Below are 19,980 nucleotides of genomic sequence, written 5' to 3' on the forward strand. Positions count from 1 at the left end.
TGCACTAATAAAATGCGATGGTTGGGCGTATTTTATGCACCCGATGCAAACTCTTTCCATGAAAAAAAGCTCCACAAGACCAGCGAAGGTCTTGTGGAGCTTTTTGAACGATCTATTCCGTAGCAACGGATTGGTCAGCTTGCATGTTGACCGGGGAGATACGGATGAAGTTAGCTTCAAGATTGCTTAGCAAACCTTCGATTTTTGCTGCTGCATCGGATTGACCGGATTTAGCAAGCTCAGCGTGGTAAGCTGTGAGCAATTCAGTAAGATCTTTTTTGCTTTGTACGCCAATGGTCTCAAGTTTAACTTTCGCGCCCTTGGCAATACGACGTTCGATTGCTGCTTGATCTAGACCCATTTCTGGCACGAGACGTTGGTAGATCACGCCACCTGTCATACCTGCGCAAATCCATGGACCTGGATCGCCCATAACAACGGCACGGCCGTTTGTCATGTACTCGAACGCGAAGCCTTTGAGGTTCGCACGAGCGGCAAGTCCGCCGAGCTCATCACGAAGTGGAGTTGTAATCTCTCCGCCGAATACAACGTCTGCACCGGAGAAACGGATACAAGCGCGTGTGTCTGCACTGCCTTGAATCAAGAACAAACCTTTTTGCGCGCCGTAACCGAAGGATTTACCAACGCTGCCGTTGATGAAGGTGTTGTTTTTGCCAAGTGATTTAACAATCGCAACCTTACCACCGAAGGCCATTTTACCAAGACCATCCTCAGCACCGCCGTGAACAGTAATGTCTACGCCGCGAGCATTGAATGCAGCCAGACCGTTACCTGGTACGGAACCATCGATCAAGTTCAGAGCGACAGTCGGTAATTCATCGTAGCTGCCGTCGAAACGATCTCTTACGCGATGGCTGGAATAACGAGCTCCGAGAATACGGGACTCAGCATCCACTTTGGACCAGTTGCGCACGATTGGAGCATCCATAGCCAGGGATTCTGGGAAGAATTCTAGACCTTCTGCACCTGCAGCGATACGGATATCGGATGATACGGCCGCTTCTTCCATTGCTCTTTCAGCATCAGAGATGAACTGAAGTGGAGCCGGACGGAGGATGTCGGACAAGTCAATACGATCTACGTGGCTGATTTGTTCCAATAGATCAGAACGGCCAACGAGTTCTTGTAAGCTGTTGAAACCAAGGGATGCAACAACTTCACGTACTTCTTCACCAATACCACCAAACAAACGAACCAAGCTGTCTACAGCTACATCGAATTGACGAGGTACGAAACGGCGAAGACCTTTTTCTTCGGCTTCTTCCATGGAATCGATTTGTGTTGCGATACCAACGTGACAAGTGTCTAAGTGACAGCCACGACAAGTGGTACAACCGATCGATTGCATAGCGATACTTCCGAAACCTGCACGGTTCGCACCGAGCATAACCATTTTAACAACGTCACTGCCTGATTTCAGACCGCCATCGGACCACAGCTCAACGCGGTGACGAAGACCAGCTTCAATCAAAGCTACGTGAGCAAGCTTCGTACCGATCTCCGTTGGAAGACCAACATGGGTCAAGGAGTGAATACGAGCCGCACCTGTTCCACCGTCAAAACCGGAAAGTGTAATAACGTCAGCGCCTGCTTTCGCTACACCAACCGCAATCGTACCGATACCTGGTACAACCGGGATTTTAACGATAATTTTTGCTTTACGACCGCTACCTTCTTTAAGCTCGGAAATGATTTGCGCCAAATCCTCGATCGAATAGATATCATGGTTGTTAGAAGGAGAGATCAGGTCAGAACCAATGGTTGCGTTACGAGCAGCAGCGATTTTAGCAGTTACTTTGGAACCTGGCAAGTGACCGCCTTCACCCGGTTTTGCCCCTTGACCGATTTTGATCTCAAGGAAAGCAACGGCGTTAGCCAATTCAACGTTAACACCGAAACGTCCGGAAGCGACTTGCGCACCGCGCGTTTTTTTGTAACGGCCGAGCATATCTTTAATTTCTCCGCCTTCGCCGTTCATGGTAACCATGTTCAGGCGTTCGCCGGCTTCAGCGTAGGCACGGAAAGCTGTTTCATTTTGTGAACCAAATGACATGGAAGAAATCAGCATCGGCAAGGAATGACCGCCAATGGAGATATCAACTTGCGACGGATCAAGCGCCTTACGGCCTTCGCTCAGTGCTTTGTCAATATTGAATCCAGCAATGTGACGAATGGAAATCGGGTTCTTCTTCTCTTCTTCACGAAGTTTGTCGCGGTAGTCGCTATAAGGAGCAGCGCCTGAAGCGGCGTCGCCTAATGCTTTCCACATACGTTGGAAGAAACGGAAGTTTTTCGCTGCTTTTGCTTTTGGATTTGTATAGTCTGTGTAACGTAACTCGGCATCAGCTTCGAGTTGGGCAAAGCCAGTTCCCGCTTTTTCGCTGCCGAGGTAGTTCACGATATCTAATACTTCAGCAACTTCCGGATGGAAGCCGATGGAGGAGAAGAAACGTGTGTAACCGCGAAGCTCATGAGTACCGATCGTGGAAATAACTTTCTCCAGACCTTTAGTCAGTGCTGCATACACTTTACGTGCTGCTGCAGCATGGCCTTCTTTATCAGAAGCCGTTGAGAACAACAGGTATGGTGAGATTACGTCTGCGCCAAGACCGCAAGCTACAGCGATATCATGCAAGCTGCGAATCGCGGCGGAACGCAGGATCAAAGTAACATGGCGGCGCAAGTTGTCGCCGAAACCGAGTTTTTCCGAACGAAGTGCAATATCGATTTTGGAAACGGCAAGATGCGGTTCAAGCCACAAACGGTCATTTTGATGAGCTTCTGCATCGTCAAGAACGATCAGTGCAGCGCCGTTGCGGGCAGCAGCGATAGCAGCAGCAGCTAGAGCGTCCAAGCCATCACTCAGAGAAGTTCCACGAGCGAAAGTACTGGAAAGCACGGCTACAGCATTATCACCTTGTGCACGGAACAGGGCCAACAATTGCTCATAAGAAGGTTGTGACAGGTGCTCTTCGCTATCTACACCATTCGTACCTTCGAGTACAAGCGGAGCAAGAAGCTCAAGGCGCAGGTTGTTATCTACTTGTGCATAAACAGGAGTACGAGTACCGGCAATGATACGTGTGGAGAAATGCTCCATCTCACGGTCACGGTCAATCGCAGGATTCGTAACAACAGCTACGCTTTCTTTAATGAAGTCAGGCACGTTCTGGCGTTCCCAAGCAAGGGCGGCGTGAGGTGAATCGTGACCCAGGGAGCGGATAGGTTCTGCACCTGTTTCAGACATCGTTTCGATGTGTTGAATACCGTCACGATCCCAACCGAATGCACTGTACAATTGGTCTGTCGCTACAATGTTCTCATTAAGCTCAGCTTGAGTATCTGTTTTGACAGGATTCAGAAATTTGCGAAGTCCGCCAATATTCAGACGTTTGCTAGCGCGCTCGTACACTAAAGTTTGCACTTCATGGTAAGGAATAACTTGAACGTGTTCACCTGGTGTAAGCACAACGCCCACTTTTTCACCTGGTGCAATTGGTTTCGGATCAGCGACCATGTCACCAACCGTAATAACACCCTGCTCCGAGGAGAAGTACAAGGAAGTATCGCTCTCAACCATCCATACCGGACGAAGACCAAGCGCATCCACGCTGAAAATACATTCGTTGCCATAACGAGAAACGATACCAGCAGGACCTTGTGCAAAATGGCCCCATACTTGACGGTAGTACACATATAAATCTTGAAGTTCCGGACGGAACTGTTTCATTTCATTAATAATAGGAGGGAATACCATTTCCATCGCTTCGAAAAGGGACAATCCAAAACGGTGAATGAACGTTTCAATCGTTCTGTTCATGTCTTGGGAGTCAGAACCACCGCTAACCAGCGGTACGCCAACCATGTCAGCCTCAATACGAAGTTTCTTAACCGTGTTAATTTCACCATTGTGCCCGAGTAGGGAGAACGGTTGAACGCGGAAGAAGCTGGACAATGTGTTCGTCGAATAACGGTTGTGACCAATGGTAACTTGGGAAGCGAACAAGGAATCACGCGTATCGTTAAAGTATTTAGGAAGGATGCTAGCAGCGCCTAATACTTTGTAAGCAGATGTAACATTGCTTAGTGAAGCAACGTGAACGTTGTAACGATCTTCAATTGCGATGTGCAGTTCAAAAAGGTGATCGGCTACTTGGCCTTCCGTTTTGTTCGCAATCGCAGCAATTTGCCAGAAGGTAGGCTCATCGTTCATGCCGTTAGGGCCTAAAACGCTGCTATCGACTTGATTCTCTTGCTCAAGAATGATGGATACATCATGGGAAGCAAAGAGCTCGCGAATGCCATTCTGGATTTCGGTAACGGTCAGGTCAAGCTTGCGTGGAACAAAGATATGTCCAACAGAAAAACGGTTGTCGTAGGCAATCTTGCCATCAAGACCCGCATCTGTTAGTTTCTTTTCCCAAAGAGCACGTGGAATATCTGTTAAAATACCGCAACCATCGCCTTCACCGTTGATAAAACCCGAACGATGCTCCATTTTTACAAGCGCTTCAATCGTTTTTTGGATGTTATCACGGGAAGGGTGACCATTCTTTTCAATAATACAAATAATACCGCAGCTGTCGTGTTCGGTTCCTAGTAGATCTTGAAAACGGCCTTCATTACGCATCAATTCATTCATTGCTCAGGTCAGTCGCCTGACCGTCACCTCCCATACATATTTAAACTCCTCTTGCACTACGCTTCTTGCATTCTGGCATTGATGAGCCCGCAACCCTAGCATTTTCAAGGAATTACCCACAAAGGGGCCAAAACCGAAATATGCAAGAATGTGAATAAAAATGCAATATTATTGAATAGCATACCAATTTCAAGGAAATAATCCCCTCGAAATGAGGCTCTAATCGACCTGTATTAAAGTAAGGCATCACACACAAAAATCGGCAAAGAAATTGTAAATCATGCCCTAAATTTCTAGGAAAATACGGTGAAAACAAGACATTTAGCGAAAAGGGTAAAAGTAATCTTAGAATAGCATGAAAAAGTTCATCCGACAATAGTTGCAGATCGAAATCACAAATGTAAGCGTTACCTTTTTTGCATACTGGTGAATAAAACCATATTTCTCATGGCTTGGGGTACTCTTAAAATACGAACGAACTACAATCCATATAGGATCATAGTTCGTTTCTGGGACATGTAGTGGTAGAAGATGGAGTTGTTTATGCTTATGAAAGTTGTTGAGATTGTGTGAAGGATGGAGGCTAGGGCCAGGGTCAGGGCTAGAGCTAGGGCAAGAGCAAGAGCAAGAGCAAGAGCAAGAGCCAGGGCAAGGGGCAAGAGCAAGAGCAAGAGCAAGAGCCAGAGCAAGGCAAGGCAAGGCAAGGCAAGGCAGGGCAGGGACAAGAGCAAAGCAAGAGCAAGGGCCGGAGCTGGAGCATCTATCAGAGGATCAATGGTTCTATTGGAGAAAATCCAATGGAAGTGCCTTAAAAAGTAGAAAATCACAGATTTCAATGGATTTTTTCCAATGAAATCTGTGATTTTAGGGTGTTTAAGTCGATTTCATTGGATTTTCTCCAATGGAGATTAGGGTGGGTTCATGTTGTTCGGTAGTTCGGCCTAGTTTGCGTAACCCGTTACCGTGACCAAAGATCAAAGGCAAAGACCCAACAGCAAAGACCAAAGACCAAACCTGTATCTAACCTGTAATAACTCATAGCACCTAGCTAGTAATATCTAACCTGTAATCACTCATAGCACCTAACTAGTAATATCTAACCTGTAATCACTCATAGCACCTAACTAGTAACATCTAACCTGTAATCACTCATAGCACCTAACTAGTAACATCTAACCTGTAATCACTCATAGCACCTAACTAGTAACATCTAACCCGTAATAACTCAGAGCACTAAACTAGTAATATCTAACCTGTAATAACTCATAGCACCTAACTAGTAGCATCTAACCTGTAATAACTCATAGCACTTAACTAGTAGCATCTAACCCGTAATAACTCATAGCACTTAACTAGTAACATTTAACCTCTACCAGACCGTAACCTCTAACCTCTAGCCTCTAATATCAAACCCCTAACCATAACCAGTAATCCAGGGGGAGCCATCTTAGCGCATTTTCATGGTTTTGAAAGCTTGGTCAACGGCATCGAGCGTTTGCGCGATGTCGTCATCAGTATGGGCGATGGTCATGAACCACGCCTCGTATTTGGACGGAGCGAGGTTAATGCCTTGCTCCAGCATAAGTCGGAAGAAATCTGCAAAGCGTTCGCCGTCGGTATCCTGTGCTTCGTCAAAGTTCGTGACGGGATGGTCACAGAAGTGGGTGGAGAAGGCGCCGCCGATGCGATTGAGCGTCAAGGCGATGCCATGCCTTGCGGCGGATTCGGCGATGCCGCCCGCAAGTGTTGCGCCAAGCTGCTCGAGCTTGGCGTAGACACCAGCCTGCTGGAGCACCTCCAAGCAGGCGATGCCGGCCGAGATGGAGGCGGGGTTCCCCGCCATCGTGCCGGCTTGATAAGCAGGTCCGAGCGGAGCGACCTGCTCCATCACGGCCTTGCGGCCCCCGTAGGCACCGATCGGCAGCCCGCCGCCGATCACTTTGCCGAGGGCCGTAAGGTCCGGCTCCACGGCGGCGAAGCGCGCCGCCGCCTCGGAAGTGCCGCCCTCCACGAGTGGGAGGCTGGGGTAGGTCTGTGCCGCTCCATAATGGAAGCGGAAAGCTGTGATGACCTCGTCGTAAATGACGAGGGCACCATATCTATGAGCAGCTGCGCAGAGCTGCTCGAGGTAGCCGGCATGGGGCATGACCATGCCGAAGTTGCCGACGATGGGCTCCACCATCACCGCGGCAATTTCTTCACCCCAACGCGCAAGCGCGGCCTCGAGTGCCGGAATGTCGTTGAACGGCACCGTAATAACCTCTTGCGCGATGCTCGCAGGCACACCCGCGCTGTCCGGCGTGCCTAATGTGGACGGCCCAGAGCCGGCCGCCACAAGCACGAGATCCGAGTGGCCGTGGTAGCACCCGGCAAACTTAATGATCTTGGTGCGCTTCGTGAAGGCGCGCGCCACGCGAATCGTCGTCATCACGGCCTCTGTGCCGGAGTTGACGAAGCGTACTTTGTCGAGCGAGGGAATCGCCGACTTCAGCATCTTGGCGAACTCGATCTCGAGTTCGGTCGGGGTGCCGTACAGCGTGCCGTTCTGTGCGGCGCGGCAAATCGCCTCGGTCACATGCGGATGCGCGTGACCGGTAATGATAGGGCCATAGGCGGCGAGGTAGTCAATGAAGCGATTCCCGTCTACATCCCAGAAGTGTGCGCCTTGCCCACGCTTCATGAAGACGGGCGCGCCGCCGCCGACGGCTTTGAATGAGCGGGAAGGGCTGTTGACCCCGCCAACGATATGTTTCAGTGCTTCTTGATATAACTGCTCGGATTGTTTGCGTTCCATTAGAAAAATCATTCCTTTACGTAATGTAGTCGTTTTGTCTCTTATTAATGTAGTCGTTGTTTGTCTCTTATTTATGTAATCGTTTAGCCTCTTACAAAAAGCCCCTACTTGAAGGGCGCTAAGCCCTCTAGCCAAGTAGAGGCAAGTATCATTTTTGTTTAATTTACTTAGTCGACGTCTTCACCGCAGATTTCGGTGTAGGAGAAGGTGATGGCTTCGTAGGACCAGAGTCCGCCTCAGCCTTCCCTGCAAAAAGGTCCTTCACATAAAGCTGCAGTTTCTCTTTGTTCGCCGTAATGACAGCTGCGCCGCGGACGTTTTTCTCAATCAACAGTTCGGTTGGCGGCAATTGGGAGCTAACGATTCCGTCAGCTTTGGCCTCAAAACCAAGACCACCAAGCTTCAGCATATCCGTCACACTAAGGTTCGTATCGATATAAGGATCGATGGCATTTAGAATTCTTGGCAGCTTAATTAAGGAAGAGGTTGTTTGCATTTTTTGCGCGACCGCAGTTAGGAACTTCCTCTGACGTTCTGTACGCGAGAAGTCAGACAAAGCATCGTGTCGGAAGCGTACATACTGCAAAGCCGTTTTGCCATCGAGATGCTGAAGCCCTTTTTTTAAATTAATATCATACACATGATCATCTTCCGAGTCCGAATATTTCATATCTTTCTCGACGTCAATATCAATCCCGCCAACGGCATCAATAAGTGCAATGAATCCTTTAAAGTCGGTATAAACATAGTACTGAATAGGGATGCCGAGCAAATCGCTGACCGTTTTCATCGCTAAATTCGGACCGCCTGATGTAATGGCTGTGTTGATACGATCTTCGCCTTCGCCTGGGATCTTCACATAGGTATCTCGAAGGATAGAGAATAGGTGAGCCTTCTTGGTTACGGGATCAATCGAAGCTAGCATTATACTGTCTGAGCGGGGCAGCTCATTCTTCGTCATCCCACGAGAGTCTCCGCCTAGAAGCAAAATATTGACTCGCTGTTTGCCTTCCCATTTAGGTGGGGTAAATTTATCCCCTTTATCTTTGATATTCTGGGAAATCATGGTACCACTGCCTTGTGGATTGTCCGATTTATGGGAGATATTGTTGGCAAAATTATAGAAGGAATAAGAATAATAACCAGCTACTACCATAAGCAGCAAACCGATCAGGAGCAAGGTTCGTTTTATGATTCTCACAGGTTCTGCGCTCCTTTCGTAGGTAGAAGTAATCTGTACTTTTTTTTCTTACAGAATTCATGTATCATGAGTATGTTGTACAATTCATCTTTATGATCCATATTATAGAGGTTATGAAACTTCGATAGCAAGTTACGGCGATTTTTGCCATTATATGTAGCCGAGTCTACACGGACAGGGGGGTAAGTTCATGTTAGCGATTGATGTTCAAGATCTACGCAAGGAATTTCAAGTTCAGCAGAGCCGCGGGGGTTTAAAAGGCGCATTTCAAGATTTATTTCAGAGAGAATATAAGCAAATTACAGCTGTGAAGGACATTAGCTTTCAAATTCCAAAGGGCGAAATTTGTGGATATATAGGTGAAAATGGAGCTGGCAAGTCTACTACCATCAAAATGCTGACAGGTATTCTAGTACCTACATCAGGACATATCAAGGTCAATGGTTTCGTTCCATTTAAAGAGCGTGAGAAATTCGTAGCCGGGATCGGTGTCGTTTTCGGTCAACGCAGTCAGCTCTGGTGGGATATTGGTGTCGTCGAATCGTTTCAACTATTGAAAAAGGTGTATCGCGTATCAGAAGCCGATTACAAAAAGCGTCTAGACGAGCTCGTCGATCGTCTCCAATTATCCGATTTGTTATCACGTCCCGTTCGAAAGCTAAGTCTAGGTCAGCGGATGCGCTGCGAGTTAGCCGCTTCCCTTATTCATAATCCAGCGATTCTGTTCCTCGATGAACCGACCATTGGTCTAGATATCGTAGTGAAAACAGAAATTCGCGAATTTCTCAAGTCGCTTAATCAGCGTTACGAAACGACGATCTTGCTTACAACGCATGATCTGCAGGATATTGAAGCATTGTGTTCCCGTGTTATCATGCTCGATGATGGCCGTATTATTTATGATGGCGGACTCGAAGAGCTGAAGGTGAAATGGGGCAAAGGAAAAGAAGTCGTGCTGCAATTTGAGCATCCAACAACATTGGCTCGTCTTCAAGAGCTTACGCGAGGCCTAGATGTTGCTTGGCAGCTTGAAAATGAGCTGTCCGCCAAAGTGTTCATACCACACGAACGCGCCAATGTTTCTGAGGTGCTTAGCCGCGTAGTCGGCGTTTTGCAAATCCAAGATATCAAAATCAATGAAACGAATACGGATGATATCGTCCGTGAAATATATAAAGCCGGATCAGCCGATGTGAAACGTCAAGAAGAAGTACCGCAGCCAGAGGGAGTCGCGTCCCATGCTTAGTGCTTATTTAGAAGTTATCCGCATGCGATTTCTCATGATGCTCGCTTACCGTGTTAATTACTACAGCGGCATTTTGATCTATGCACTCAATATTGGTTCTTATTATTTTGTATATAAAGCAATTTATGGTGAGCAAGCTATCATTGGCGGCCTGACGCTAGGTCAGATGACGACTTATGTGGCCATTTCTTGGATGGGGCGCGCTTTTTACTTCAATAACTTAGATCGTGAAATTGCCAGCGAAATTCGTGACGGCAGTGTAGCCATCCAATTCATTCGTCCTTATAACTACGTTTTTGTGAAAATGATGCAAGGATTGGGAGAAGGCGTATTCCGTTTATTTCTCTTCACAACACCGGGAATGATCTTCATATGGCTCCTCTTGCCGATTGAGTTCCCAACCGATCCTAGCCTGTGGGTTATCTACTTTGTGATGCTGTTTTTCAGCTTTCTGATTAATACGCAGCTTAATATTATTACGGGATTATTCGCTTTTTTCTTGGAAAATAACGAAGGTCTTATGCGCATGAAGCGCGTTGCCGTCGACCTGTTCTCCGGTTTAATTATTCCGATCTCCTTTTTCCCAGGATGGTCCAAATCGTTCTTAGAGTGGCTGCCATTTCAAGCCATTACTTACTTGCCGAGCGCTGTTTTCACAGGCAAAATCTCAGGCACTGCGATATTCCAAAGCCTTGGCGTCCAAGTGCTATGGTTCCTGCTTTTAATTATTCCGATCTATGTCCTGTGGGTTAAATCCAAAACGCGTCTTTTCGTACAGGGGGGTTAGCACATGAAGTTCTATATCTCCCTAGTTGTGGAATATTTGAAGAATTACATGAAAACGCGTCTCACCTACCGATCCGATTTCTGGATTGAAGTTTTTTCTGACTTGATGTTCAATGGTTTGAACCTATTCTTCATTCTCGTCGTATTTTTGCAAACACAATCGCTTGGTGGCTGGAATCAAGAACAAATTTTGTTCATTTACGGTTATTTTATGATTCCATACGGCATATTCATCACTTTTTTTAACTTATGGGGCTTCAGCGAACGTTATATTGTTAAAGGGGAGATGGACCGCATCCTGACGCGTCCCGCCTACAATCTATGGCAATTGATGCTCGAAAACATGAGTCCATCTTCACTATTTAGTGCATTTGCAGGTCTGATTGTCATGATCTACTCGTGGGTTCAGCTCGACATTCCGTTTCATTGGCATGATCCGCTTGTCTTTATCGTACTGGTGATTGGATCGATTCTCATTTATGCAGGTGTATACATCTCGCTGACGTCGCTGGCTTTTTACTCTGATGCGCCGACAGGTATTCTGCCGCTGATTTGGAACATTCAAAACTATGGACGATATCCGGCAACGATTTACAATAAATTGCTCCGGACGATCTTGACGTGGATTCTACCTTTTGCATTTGTCGGCTTCTATCCGGCTGCTTATTTCATCGATCCAGAGAATTGGAAGTGGTTCGCCTTGCTGACACCGGTTGTTGGGATTGGTTTCAGCATCTTGGGAATTACGGTTTGGAATATTGGCGTGAAACGGTACCGCGGCGCGGGATCTTAATAGTGAAAGCCCAGTTCTTGCTAAAAAGCAGGAACTGGGCTTTTTTTGTATGACTATTGGTTTCACCTTGGTGCTTTCTTCGCCTTGGAACAGGTCAAGCAGTACTGCCTGCCATAGGCTTTGGCATAAGTGACGATTTTACGGATGATCGCTTTATCTTCCAGCTTGGTGAAAGGACAAGGGTCAGGTCGAGTGTTCACTTCCAAGATCCAGGGATTCAGTTTGTGGTCGACGGCGATATCGAGTCCGAGTTCATTCATGGCAGGATAGGAGCGGCCGAATTGCGCAGCTGTTAGTTTTGCTATTTGCTCCATCTTTTGCAAAAGCAAGGTCGTAGCTTCGCTTCCGTGCTTGGGTTCAATGAGATCAGCGGCATTGTAAATGGTACCGCCTTGGCTGCCGTTGGTAACGGCTTTGCGTGGATGAGCAACACGCCCGGCTGTTCCTGTACATTCCCATCCACCGGATGGTTTTTTTTGAATCATGACGCGAAAATCGAAAGGGTTTCCTTCGTGCTTTAAGACGTGAATGCCTTTCTGAATGAGATAACGTTTGCTGCCGCAGCGACTCTGTATGGATTGGAACAGCTTCTCAAACGTTGGAAAGGTGAATATTCGTACCACGCTTTGATAGCGGTAAACCCCGCCCTTTTTATCAACTCGCATCACGCCTATACCTAGAGAACCGGCATCGGGTTTGACATATATCATTCCGTATCTCGCGAGCATAGCTGATAACCTTTTTTGAGTAAAGGGGTGAGTGGGTGGCACATGTTTTTGTAGTTCCTTATTTCTAAGTACAATTCGAGTTTTTATCAGCTTGCTTGCAATGATTTTGCGGGTTTTGTTCATGGATACGATATCCTCTTCTCTTTAGAGAAAATAGAATTTCTTTAACATATGAATTGGATGGCATATAGGTGTAAATACCAGACCAGGTTTTGTGACAACTAAATCAGGATAAAGAACTAAGGGCGGGAAAAACGCATAGGATATGTAGTTAGCAGTGTCATGGATTATCGGTTGTTTATGAGGGAAAAGCGGAGAGGAGGAACCATCCTTCCATGCACATTATGGAAACGATACATGGGATGAAACGGCAATTTTCTTGGTATCCACAAGGGCATGATCTAGAGCGGTCGGATGAGGAAAGTGGAGCGTTGACTACTTTGCCTCTTATGTCTGCAGCTACTTTAGAGACGTTTTACTATACGGAAAATAACCCTTTTCTGCTGCGCGCTGATTTGAATCGGTATCAGACATCGGGTACGAGTTCCAAACGGCGAAAAACGATTTTTTACTCACAATCGGATGAAGAGGCTTACCTGCGCATTAAGCTGGATATTTTCCGAACGATTCTTGATGGACATAAGTATCGGACCGCGATGGCGGATATGGGTACCGGACACGCGGAGGCGACGGCTGTAGAGGTGTTCCGCGAACTGGGCATGGAGGTGGAATCTTTATCTTTCCAGCTTCCTATCGAGCAGCATATTGAAAGACTGGCGAGCTTTAGGCCAGAAGTGCTGTATACAATGCCGTCCATTTTAGATCGCATTCTGTTGGCCTCTGTTGACCCTGCTGCGTATGGGATTCGGCATGTAATTTTGGTCGGGGAAATTGCTGCGCCAGGCTGGGTCAAGCGGGTAGCTGAAAGTCTCAGCATCGCTGAGGAACAAATAACAGATACGTATGGCTCTATTGAGATTGGAACTATTGCTTACTTTTCCCACGAGCAGGGGAGATATCTGTTGGCGGAAGGACTACTGGCCGAGGGGGTCAGTGCGGAGTCGCTCGGAGAAGGTTTGGAGCCTCTGGCGGATGAGCAAGAGCAGGTGCTTATACTGACGTCAACGGTGAGAGACTCGTTTCCTGCATTGCGTTACGTTACTTACGATGTTGTTCGTGATTTGCGTCCTATTATGGTGGAAGGTATTCCTAGACAAAGCTTTCAAAGTATAGTGAAGCGAATAGGGCCTGATCTGAAGCACGGAGAGAAGATAAGTATCTACGATATTGAAGATGTCGTTTATCGTCATTTAGGAAATGCCAGTGTTCGTGTGAATGTGTCGGGAAATTCATTACGTGTATATGTGTACAGTACGAATTTTGCAACAACAGAAGTTCTGGAAAGTATTCGCTTTGATGTGGAAAATCGCATTCCAGAGATCGGCATGATGATTCGAGCCCGGATATTAGCAGGAATTCAGGTTATCGGAGGTACCTTTGAAGATTCGCTAAGCCGCGCCTCCGTGAAGAACAAAAAAATCTTTTATACGTGAAGGAGGGAATGCGTATGCAGCTTGAAGGGGGTATTGTTGAAGCGATCGGAGGCACGCCGCTCATTCGACTTGGGCGGTTGTTCAAAGATCAACCTTTCGAAGTTTACGGGAAGATGGAATGGATGAATCCAGGGGGCAGCGCGAAGGATCGGCCAGCACTTTATATGCTTCGAGAAGCGATACGGCGAGGTGAAGTTACCAGCGACAGCGTCATTGTGGAATCGAGTTCAGGTAATTTGGCTATTAGTCTTGCGCAGCTGTGCTGTTATCTGGGACTGCGATTCATTTGTGTGGTGGATCCCCGCACAACGGAGCAGCATAAGCAGATTATCCGCAGCTTCCATGGAGAAATCGATCTTGTTACGGAACCGGACGCGGAGACTGGTGAATTCTTGCCCGCACGGATTCGGAGAGTAGGTGAGCTGGTTGGACAAATACCGAATGCTTATTGGACCAATCAGTATGGGAGTCCAGACAATGCCAAGGCACATATGGAGACGACCATGTCGGAAATCGGAGAACAATTGGGACCGATCGATTACTTATTTTGCGGTGTAAGCTCGTGCGGAACGATTCGAGGGTGTATGGAATATATCCGAAGTCGTGGATGGTCCACACAGATTGTTGCTGTAGATGCGGAAGGCAGTGTCATTTTCGGCGGGGAAAAAGGTTCGAGAAGGTTCCCAGGGCTCGGCGCCGGAATAACACCAGGTCTGTACAGGCATGATGTAGCGGACCTTGTCATGTACGTTTCAGACTTGGACTGCGTGGAAGGCTGCCGTGCTTTGGTGCGGAGTGAAGCGATTTTGGCTGGTGCCTCTTCTGGAGGCGTTATTTCTGCAATCCGCAAAATGAGCGGAAGCATCCCTGAAGGAGCGGTTTGTGCCGCCATTTTGCCGGATCGAGGCGAACGTTATTTGAACACCGTGTACAACGACGAATGGGTGCTGCAAGAGATAGGCTCTAATCCGAGTACCTGGCATGGGAGACTGGAGTATGATTTATTTACATGATGACCATATCCGAGAAATCGGAATCGATTGGACGAAGTTAACTGACATCATCAAAGATGTCGTTGCACTTAAAGACAAGGGTGACAGTGTACACCTCTTAAAGCCGTACTTACGATTCCGTGATCAGGCAAACCGGATTATAGCGATGCCTGCGTTTGTAGGCGGAACTATCGAGATGTCGGGAATTAAGTGGATTGCAAGCTTTCCGAATAATAGCCGCCTCGGCCTTCCTAGAGCGCATAATACCATTATTCTAAATAGGCCTACTACCGGTGAGCCTCTGGCATTTATCCACAGCGGCTTGCTGAATGGCTTGCGAACAGCTGCGGTGAGCGGTGTTATGCTTAGCCATTACATCGCTGCCAGGCAGCCTGTTGATTTGCGCATCTGTGTGATAGGGTGGGGACCTATTGGTCGGTTGCACCTCGATATGTGTATCGCGTTATTCGGAGAAAAGATTAAACGGGTGACAGTGTACGATCTGAAGGGTATAGATCCAAGCACGATTCCGGCTGCCGTTCAAGGGATTACTGACATCACAAGCGATTGGCGGTCCGGTTATCGAAGCGCTAATGTAATTGCCACATGTACAGTATCTGCACAAAGGTATATCGACGAGGCTCCGCCAAAAGGGGCGCTGCTGCTCAATATATCGCTAAGGGATTATAAGCCGCAAAGTGTGGCCAAGGTGAATGGGATCATTGTGGATGATTGGCGAGAGGTGTGTCGTGAAAATACGGATATCGAGCAGCTGCATCTGTTGTATGATTTACAGGAATCAGGTGTTCTAACGTTAGCTGATATTGTGCTGCGTAATGGATTAGCAGCTATTACCGCGGAGGAGCCCATTTACTTCAATCCGATGGGTTTAGGCGTCTTTGATATTGCTTTAGCGGGGCACTATTGGAAGGAAGCGTTGCAGATGGACAAAGGCATAAGATTAGAGAGTAGTCGATCTGTTTGATGTGAAAAGTAGCAGCACTGGCCTTGGTGGCACAGTGCTTTTTTTGACATTTGATAGGGGGGAAATAGGAAATGGGAAACAGGGAATTGGGAAGGCGAGTTGTACAGCGTGGAGCAATTTTCTTGATTTCTTCTGGGCGAGCCCAGAATGCTGTATGTTGGAGACCGTAGATTCATTCTCACAACTGGCAGGCATAACACCAAAATTCGATTTTTGAGTCGCTCGGCAGCTAATGTTGCATTTTCTACAACAATTCACAAGCCCAAAGGCTGTTTTGCAGCTTGAAGTTGCAGTTTGTACAACATTTCGAGACCATTTCGTACGAAATGGCTTGATTAGGGACAAATTGTTGTACAAGATGCAACATCGAGGGGGAAGAGGTGGGATATAGGCTGGAATTGTTGCACTTTTTACAACATCATTTCGACCGTGAAGATGGTTTCATTCATCCGGCAACCTCTAATGAGCCTATAATACGATGAATTCCGATTTAAGACATCTCTATGTAGAACAATATTCGATGAATGAATCGGCGGACTGGGTTATCCACATAATTGCCCACAATTCCACAGGGTAAAAAGTCCCGTTGTGCATAACTTTCATGTACAGTGTCAACATATCCACAGATAAAGATATCCACAAAGAAAGTTTGGTTATGAAATCGTATCTGTCACAAAACACATCCCTATTTCGCCTTATAAATGAAAAGCGAAAACGGAGGGTGATGAACATGAGGAAATACGACACAGCGATTATTGGTGGAGGCTTAGCTGGATTAATTGCGGCAATTGAACTAGCTAAGGCTGGAAATAAAGTGGTTATTTTGGAGAAGTCGGGGCGCTTGGGCGGCAGGGCCATTACGAATAAGAAAAATGGTGTTTTCTTTAATTTAGGCGGGCATGCGTTATACCGCGCTGGGAAAGCGTACTCGATTTTACAAGAGCTTGGAGTTTCCATAGATGGGGGGGCGCCTTCATCCAAAGTGAACGCCATCTGGAACAAACAAATTCTTCCTATGCCAGCGAGCCCGATCAGTATGTTATCTTCTAAGCTTCTATCATGGTCTGGCAAAATGACTCTCCTGCGACTGGTGATGAAGTTAAACAAAATCGACTCAACCACATTAAGAAATTCAACACTGAGGGATTGGGCTGAAGGTGAGATTCCTGATCCGATGGTGCGTCATATTTTCTATGCGCTGTGCAGAACTGCCACATACACGCACGATCCAGACTATCAGCTGGCCGGTCCCGTACTCGCACAAGTACAGCGTTCACTTAAGGGAGTCCTATACCTCCATGGCGGCTGGCAAACGATTGTGGATCAGCTTCACGACAAAGCGGTTCAAGCGGGAGTGCATATCGTTAGCGGCAAAGATGTGAAAGAGATCGTGCATCAAGATGGCAAGGTTCAAAAGCTTAAACTTACTGATGAAGAATATATAGAAATCTCAAACGTGATCAGTACCGCTTCCGCTTCTGAGACCTACAGGCTCGTTCGTGATGCGGATCACACGGTATTGAAACGGTGGAAGGATGAGGCGCGTCCATCGAAAGCGGCATGCCTTGATTTAGGATTGAAGAAGCTGCCCGTCGGCGGACGAGATGTTGCCATCGCTCTGGATCAACCCATCTTTTTCTCCCATCATACCTTCCGTGCCAAATTAAGTGATGACGGTACATTGGTTGTGCATTTGGTGAAGTATAACGGACCTGGGGAAAGCGATCCTAAGGCAGACGAGCAGATGCTAACCGCTACCATGAATACACTTCATCCAGGCTGGGAACAAGAAGTTGTCGCAAGACAGTTCCTACCCAATATTACGGTTGTCCATGACTATATGCATATAGGTAAATCAGATAGGTTTACAGGTCCGGCTGTTGAGGGTATACGTGGCCTTTATGTAGCCGGGGACTGGGTCAGTCATGGTGAAATGCTCGCTGACACGTCGGCCGCAAGCGCCAAACGAGCGGCAGAGGCTATTTTAAAAGATAGCCACATAGCGTAAAATTGCCATATCATCTAAATAGAGTGAGGAGCTGTGCGATATGGAGTTAGCCGGATCTTCCGAGCAGGTGTATACATCATATAAACCGCTTTTGTTCTCACTTGCTTATCGAATGATGGGGAGTGTCATGGATGCTGAGGATGTCGTGCAGGAGGCATTTCTATATGTGAATGAGACGAATCCGGCGCATGTCCACAATCCTAAAGCGTATTTATGCAAAATCGTTACCAATCGGTGTATCGATAAGCTGCGCTCCGCCAGCAAAAAGCGCGAGGTCTATGTAGGTCCGTGGCTGCCGGAACCACTTATCATGAGTGCTGACAACCAGACAGAACCTGATCGCTATTATTCGCAAAAAGAGTCCCTTTCGACCGCGTACCTATTGCTGCTGCAGCAGCTGTCTTGGGTAGAGAGGGCGGTATTCTTATTGAGAGAGGTACTCCAATACGAGTATGACGAAATTGCCGAGATTGTTGGGAAAAGCAGCACCAATTGCCGGCAAATTTTCCGCAGAGCCAAGAGTGCCATCAGCAGCTTTCCGGATCGTGGTGATGATCCAAAGGTGCTGCAGAAGCAGCCTGTAATGGAACAAACTTCAGCCGCCGTGGAACAGTTCGTGCAGGCGTTAGTATCTGGCAACATCGGTCAGTTGTTGAGCATCGTCAAAACGGATGCCGTCCTTTACTCTGACGGTGGAGGTAAGGTTAAAGCGGCTGTTAAGCCTATTATGGGGGCGGAACGTATCGCCATGTTCATGTCAGGGGTGCTCTCCAAAGTGCCGCCTGGCTTCAGTTATTCATTAGCAACTGTGAATGGTCAAATGGGTATTGTGGCTTACAATGATGGCCTACCATACAATGTAATTTCCTTTCATGTTGTTGATGGCCAGATAGCTGCTATCTATCTCGTAATTAATCCTGACAAGTTGAGGCATTTATAAAATAGCTCCTGCTCAACCTTCTTTTGTATAATCTCTCTTCGGGATTGTGCGTAGGAAGGTTTTTTGTGCACTTAATAACATTACCTGCACAAAATGCAGCTAAATCTCTCCAATGGGCCATTTCGGAGATAATTAACTGTACTAAATACATTAAGTCCAGAAAGTGTACTCTCGCGGATCTTGAGTAAAAAGGTTTATTATGCAACAATTGGAAATTACTTGCGTCTAAGTAGTAAAAGAATCTAAAGATTTGAGGTGCAGTAAACCAATGAAGTCCATACTCTTATTGCTTGTGTTTGCATTTGGTTTGTCTAGTATCGGGGACCAAGGTGACGTCACTGTTCCTCCGACAGAGGTGAAAAGAGTTTATGAGCTACCATCCCCGAATCCTGCAGATCCGCTGCCTGAAAACTTGCAGGATCGAATGTTCCATTTAGAAAATGTGTATAGACAATTTTCTGTTAAGCCAATGAGTATTTCTAAGTCTGAACGAGAATACCCCAATGGTGCATTTCATCTTCAGCTTATTAAGCTAGGTAATCATCGCGAGGAATTGAGCTTGCAGGAGAAAAGCCAGATTAAAGAAGCCATCTATAAGGCCACAGGAGCACGTTTCTCACTTGATATTACAACTTTGGTTATGCCGAAAGAGGAGGAGCTGGTTGGGTATATATCCGAACTGGATAAGGAGGAGCAAAAGATGCTCCTTGTTAATCCTGAGGCCTGTTTAGATAAGGAATGCAAGGAAATAGAGAAGTTTTGGGTGAGTCTCGAAGACGATACCGTAATCGTAACGAATAACAGTGACGGTTCAAATAAGTTTGAGGATTTAAAACTAGGAGATTTGCTCCATATATGGACTACACAAGCAGTGTTACTAAGCTCTCCTCCGCAATATACAGCACTTGATATTGAGGTGGTGGAGCCTGAAGAGGAGACACCAGTTGCTCTTTCAGCATTAGTGAAGACAGATTTTAATGGCATTAAACAAATCGATGTCAGATTCGGCGACGGTAAAAAGCTGGCTATTACAGATACAAAGTCTCTTGAGGAGATATCATCAATATTGAAAAGAATTGAGCTTGTCCGAGCCAATGATAAAAGAACAATTGTTGGGTCTTTGTACGGGATGGAATTAACTATTGGGGATACCAAGTTTCGGTATGGTACCAGTCTAAGGTTTGATAACATTAAATATAAACAAAATTCAGTCACAACCGAACTAAATGACTACATCGTAGCGCTTGGAAGAGCCAGCATTCCGAATTTATTACCTGGCATACAAAGATAA

14 protein-coding genes are annotated in these 19,980 nt (G+C 46.7%); 10 read left to right on the forward strand and 4 right to left on the reverse strand.

Annotated features, from left to right (window positions below):
- Positions 1 to 112: 112 nt before the first annotated feature.
- Positions 113 to 4,663, reverse strand: coding sequence for a glutamate synthase-related protein (locus GC098_RS04245; RefSeq protein ID WP_246358418.1), 4,551 nt, complete (start codon positions 4,661 to 4,663; stop codon positions 113 to 115).
- Between the two features lie 565 nt (positions 4,664 to 5,228).
- On the opposite strand from GC098_RS04245, the gene GC098_RS04250 reads away from it, so the two are divergent.
- A complete protein-coding gene (locus GC098_RS04250) occupies positions 5,229 to 5,516 on the forward strand; it encodes a hypothetical protein (protein ID WP_171641279.1) in 288 nt (95 codons plus the stop codon).
- A 594-nt stretch (positions 5,517 to 6,110) separates the two neighbouring features.
- On the opposite strand, the gene GC098_RS04255 is transcribed toward GC098_RS04250, so the two are convergent.
- Together GC098_RS04255 and GC098_RS04260 are read right to left on the reverse strand one after the other, a co-directional pair.
- A complete protein-coding gene (locus GC098_RS04255) occupies positions 6,111 to 7,457 on the reverse strand; it encodes a glutamate-1-semialdehyde 2,1-aminomutase (RefSeq protein WP_171641281.1) in 1,347 nt (448 codons plus the stop codon).
- A gap of 163 nt (positions 7,458 to 7,620) precedes the next feature.
- Entirely contained in the window at positions 7,621 to 8,613 is a 993-nt protein-coding gene (locus GC098_RS04260) for an LCP family protein (RefSeq protein ID WP_171641318.1), read from the reverse strand.
- Positions 8,614 to 8,848: 235 nt separating this feature from the next.
- On the opposite strand from GC098_RS04260, the gene GC098_RS04265 reads away from it, so the two are divergent.
- Genes GC098_RS04265 through GC098_RS04275 form a run of 3 tightly spaced genes read left to right on the forward strand, consistent with a single transcriptional unit; the run spans position 8,849 to position 11,483 of the window.
- Positions 8,849 to 9,904, forward strand: a complete 1,056-nt coding sequence (locus GC098_RS04265; RefSeq protein ID WP_171641283.1) for an ABC transporter ATP-binding protein — start codon at positions 8,849 to 8,851, stop codon at positions 9,902 to 9,904.
- Positions 9,897 to 10,691: an ABC transporter permease gene (locus GC098_RS04270; RefSeq protein ID WP_171641285.1), complete on the forward strand. Its 795-nt coding sequence runs from the start codon at positions 9,897 to 9,899 to the stop codon at positions 10,689 to 10,691. The genes GC098_RS04265 and GC098_RS04270 overlap by 8 nt, the downstream gene beginning before the upstream one ends.
- A 3-nt stretch (positions 10,692 to 10,694) precedes the next feature.
- On the forward strand, positions 10,695 to 11,483 hold the full coding sequence (locus GC098_RS04275) for an ABC transporter permease (protein WP_171641287.1): 789 nt from the start codon (positions 10,695 to 10,697) through the stop codon (positions 11,481 to 11,483).
- Positions 11,484 to 11,545: 62 nt separating this feature from the next.
- Here the strand turns inward: GC098_RS04275 and GC098_RS04280 are convergent, their stop codons facing one another.
- On the reverse strand, positions 11,546 to 12,334 hold the full coding sequence (locus GC098_RS04280) for a YheC/YheD family protein (RefSeq protein ID WP_171641289.1): 789 nt from the start codon (positions 12,332 to 12,334) through the stop codon (positions 11,546 to 11,548).
- Positions 12,335 to 12,546: 212 nt separating this feature from the next.
- On the opposite strand from GC098_RS04280, the gene GC098_RS04285 reads away from it, so the two are divergent.
- From GC098_RS04285 to GC098_RS04310, 6 genes are all read left to right on the forward strand, one after another.
- Positions 12,547 to 13,764, forward strand: a complete 1,218-nt coding sequence (locus tag GC098_RS04285) for a phenylacetate--CoA ligase family protein (RefSeq protein WP_246358420.1) — start codon at positions 12,547 to 12,549, stop codon at positions 13,762 to 13,764.
- A 14-nt stretch (positions 13,765 to 13,778) separates the two neighbouring features.
- Positions 13,779 to 14,777: a 2,3-diaminopropionate biosynthesis protein SbnA gene (gene sbnA, locus GC098_RS04290; protein ID WP_246358421.1), complete on the forward strand. Its 999-nt coding sequence runs from the start codon at positions 13,779 to 13,781 to the stop codon at positions 14,775 to 14,777.
- Positions 14,761 to 15,741, forward strand: coding sequence for a 2,3-diaminopropionate biosynthesis protein SbnB (locus GC098_RS04295; RefSeq protein ID WP_171641293.1), 981 nt, complete (start codon positions 14,761 to 14,763; stop codon positions 15,739 to 15,741). Before sbnA ends, GC098_RS04295 begins: the two co-directional genes overlap by 17 nt.
- A gap of 730 nt (positions 15,742 to 16,471) precedes the next feature.
- A complete protein-coding gene (locus GC098_RS04300) occupies positions 16,472 to 17,749 on the forward strand; it encodes a phytoene desaturase family protein (protein WP_246358422.1) in 1,278 nt (425 codons plus the stop codon).
- 40 nt (positions 17,750 to 17,789) lie between these two features.
- Complete coding sequence (locus GC098_RS04305; protein ID WP_171641297.1) at positions 17,790 to 18,689, forward strand: RNA polymerase sigma-70 factor; 900 nt, start codon at positions 17,790 to 17,792, stop codon at positions 18,687 to 18,689.
- Positions 18,690 to 18,981: 292 nt separating this feature from the next.
- Positions 18,982 to 19,980, forward strand: a complete 999-nt coding sequence (locus GC098_RS04310) for a DUF3221 domain-containing protein (protein WP_216625148.1) — start codon at positions 18,982 to 18,984, stop codon at positions 19,978 to 19,980.

The sequence above is a fragment of the Paenibacillus phytorum genome (assembly GCF_013141715.1).
GTDB lineage: Bacteria > Bacillota > Bacilli > Paenibacillales > NBRC-103111 > Paenibacillus_E > Paenibacillus_E phytorum.

Bases quoted from the DNA above. Each gene is read 5' to 3' on its own strand.
- GC098_RS04275 (WP_171641287.1), top strand. From the start codon at position 10,695: ATGAAGTTCTATATCTCCCTAGTTGTGGAATATTTGAAGAATTACATG.
- sbnA (WP_246358421.1), top strand. From the start codon at position 13,779: ATGCAGCTTGAAGGGGGTATTGTTGAAGCGATCGGAGGCACGCCGCTC.
- GC098_RS04245 (WP_246358418.1), bottom strand. From the start codon at position 4,663: ATGAATGAATTGATGCGTAATGAAGGCCGTTTTCAAGATCTACTAGGA.
- GC098_RS04270 (WP_171641285.1), top strand. From the start codon at position 9,897: ATGCTTAGTGCTTATTTAGAAGTTATCCGCATGCGATTTCTCATGATG.
- GC098_RS04265 (WP_171641283.1), top strand. From the start codon at position 8,849: ATGTTAGCGATTGATGTTCAAGATCTACGCAAGGAATTTCAAGTTCAG.
- GC098_RS04260 (WP_171641318.1), bottom strand. From the start codon at position 8,613: ATGGTAGTAGCTGGTTATTATTCTTATTCCTTCTATAATTTTGCCAAC.
- GC098_RS04255 (WP_171641281.1), bottom strand. From the start codon at position 7,457: ATGGAACGCAAACAATCCGAGCAGTTATATCAAGAAGCACTGAAACAT.
- GC098_RS04305 (WP_171641297.1), top strand. From the start codon at position 17,790: ATGGAGTTAGCCGGATCTTCCGAGCAGGTGTATACATCATATAAACCG.
- GC098_RS04285 (WP_246358420.1), top strand. From the start codon at position 12,547: ATGCACATTATGGAAACGATACATGGGATGAAACGGCAATTTTCTTGG.
- GC098_RS04295 (WP_171641293.1), top strand. From the start codon at position 14,761: ATGATTTATTTACATGATGACCATATCCGAGAAATCGGAATCGATTGG.
- GC098_RS04280 (WP_171641289.1), bottom strand. From the start codon at position 12,334: ATGAACAAAACCCGCAAAATCATTGCAAGCAAGCTGATAAAAACTCGA.
- GC098_RS04300 (WP_246358422.1), top strand. From the start codon at position 16,472: ATGAGGAAATACGACACAGCGATTATTGGTGGAGGCTTAGCTGGATTA.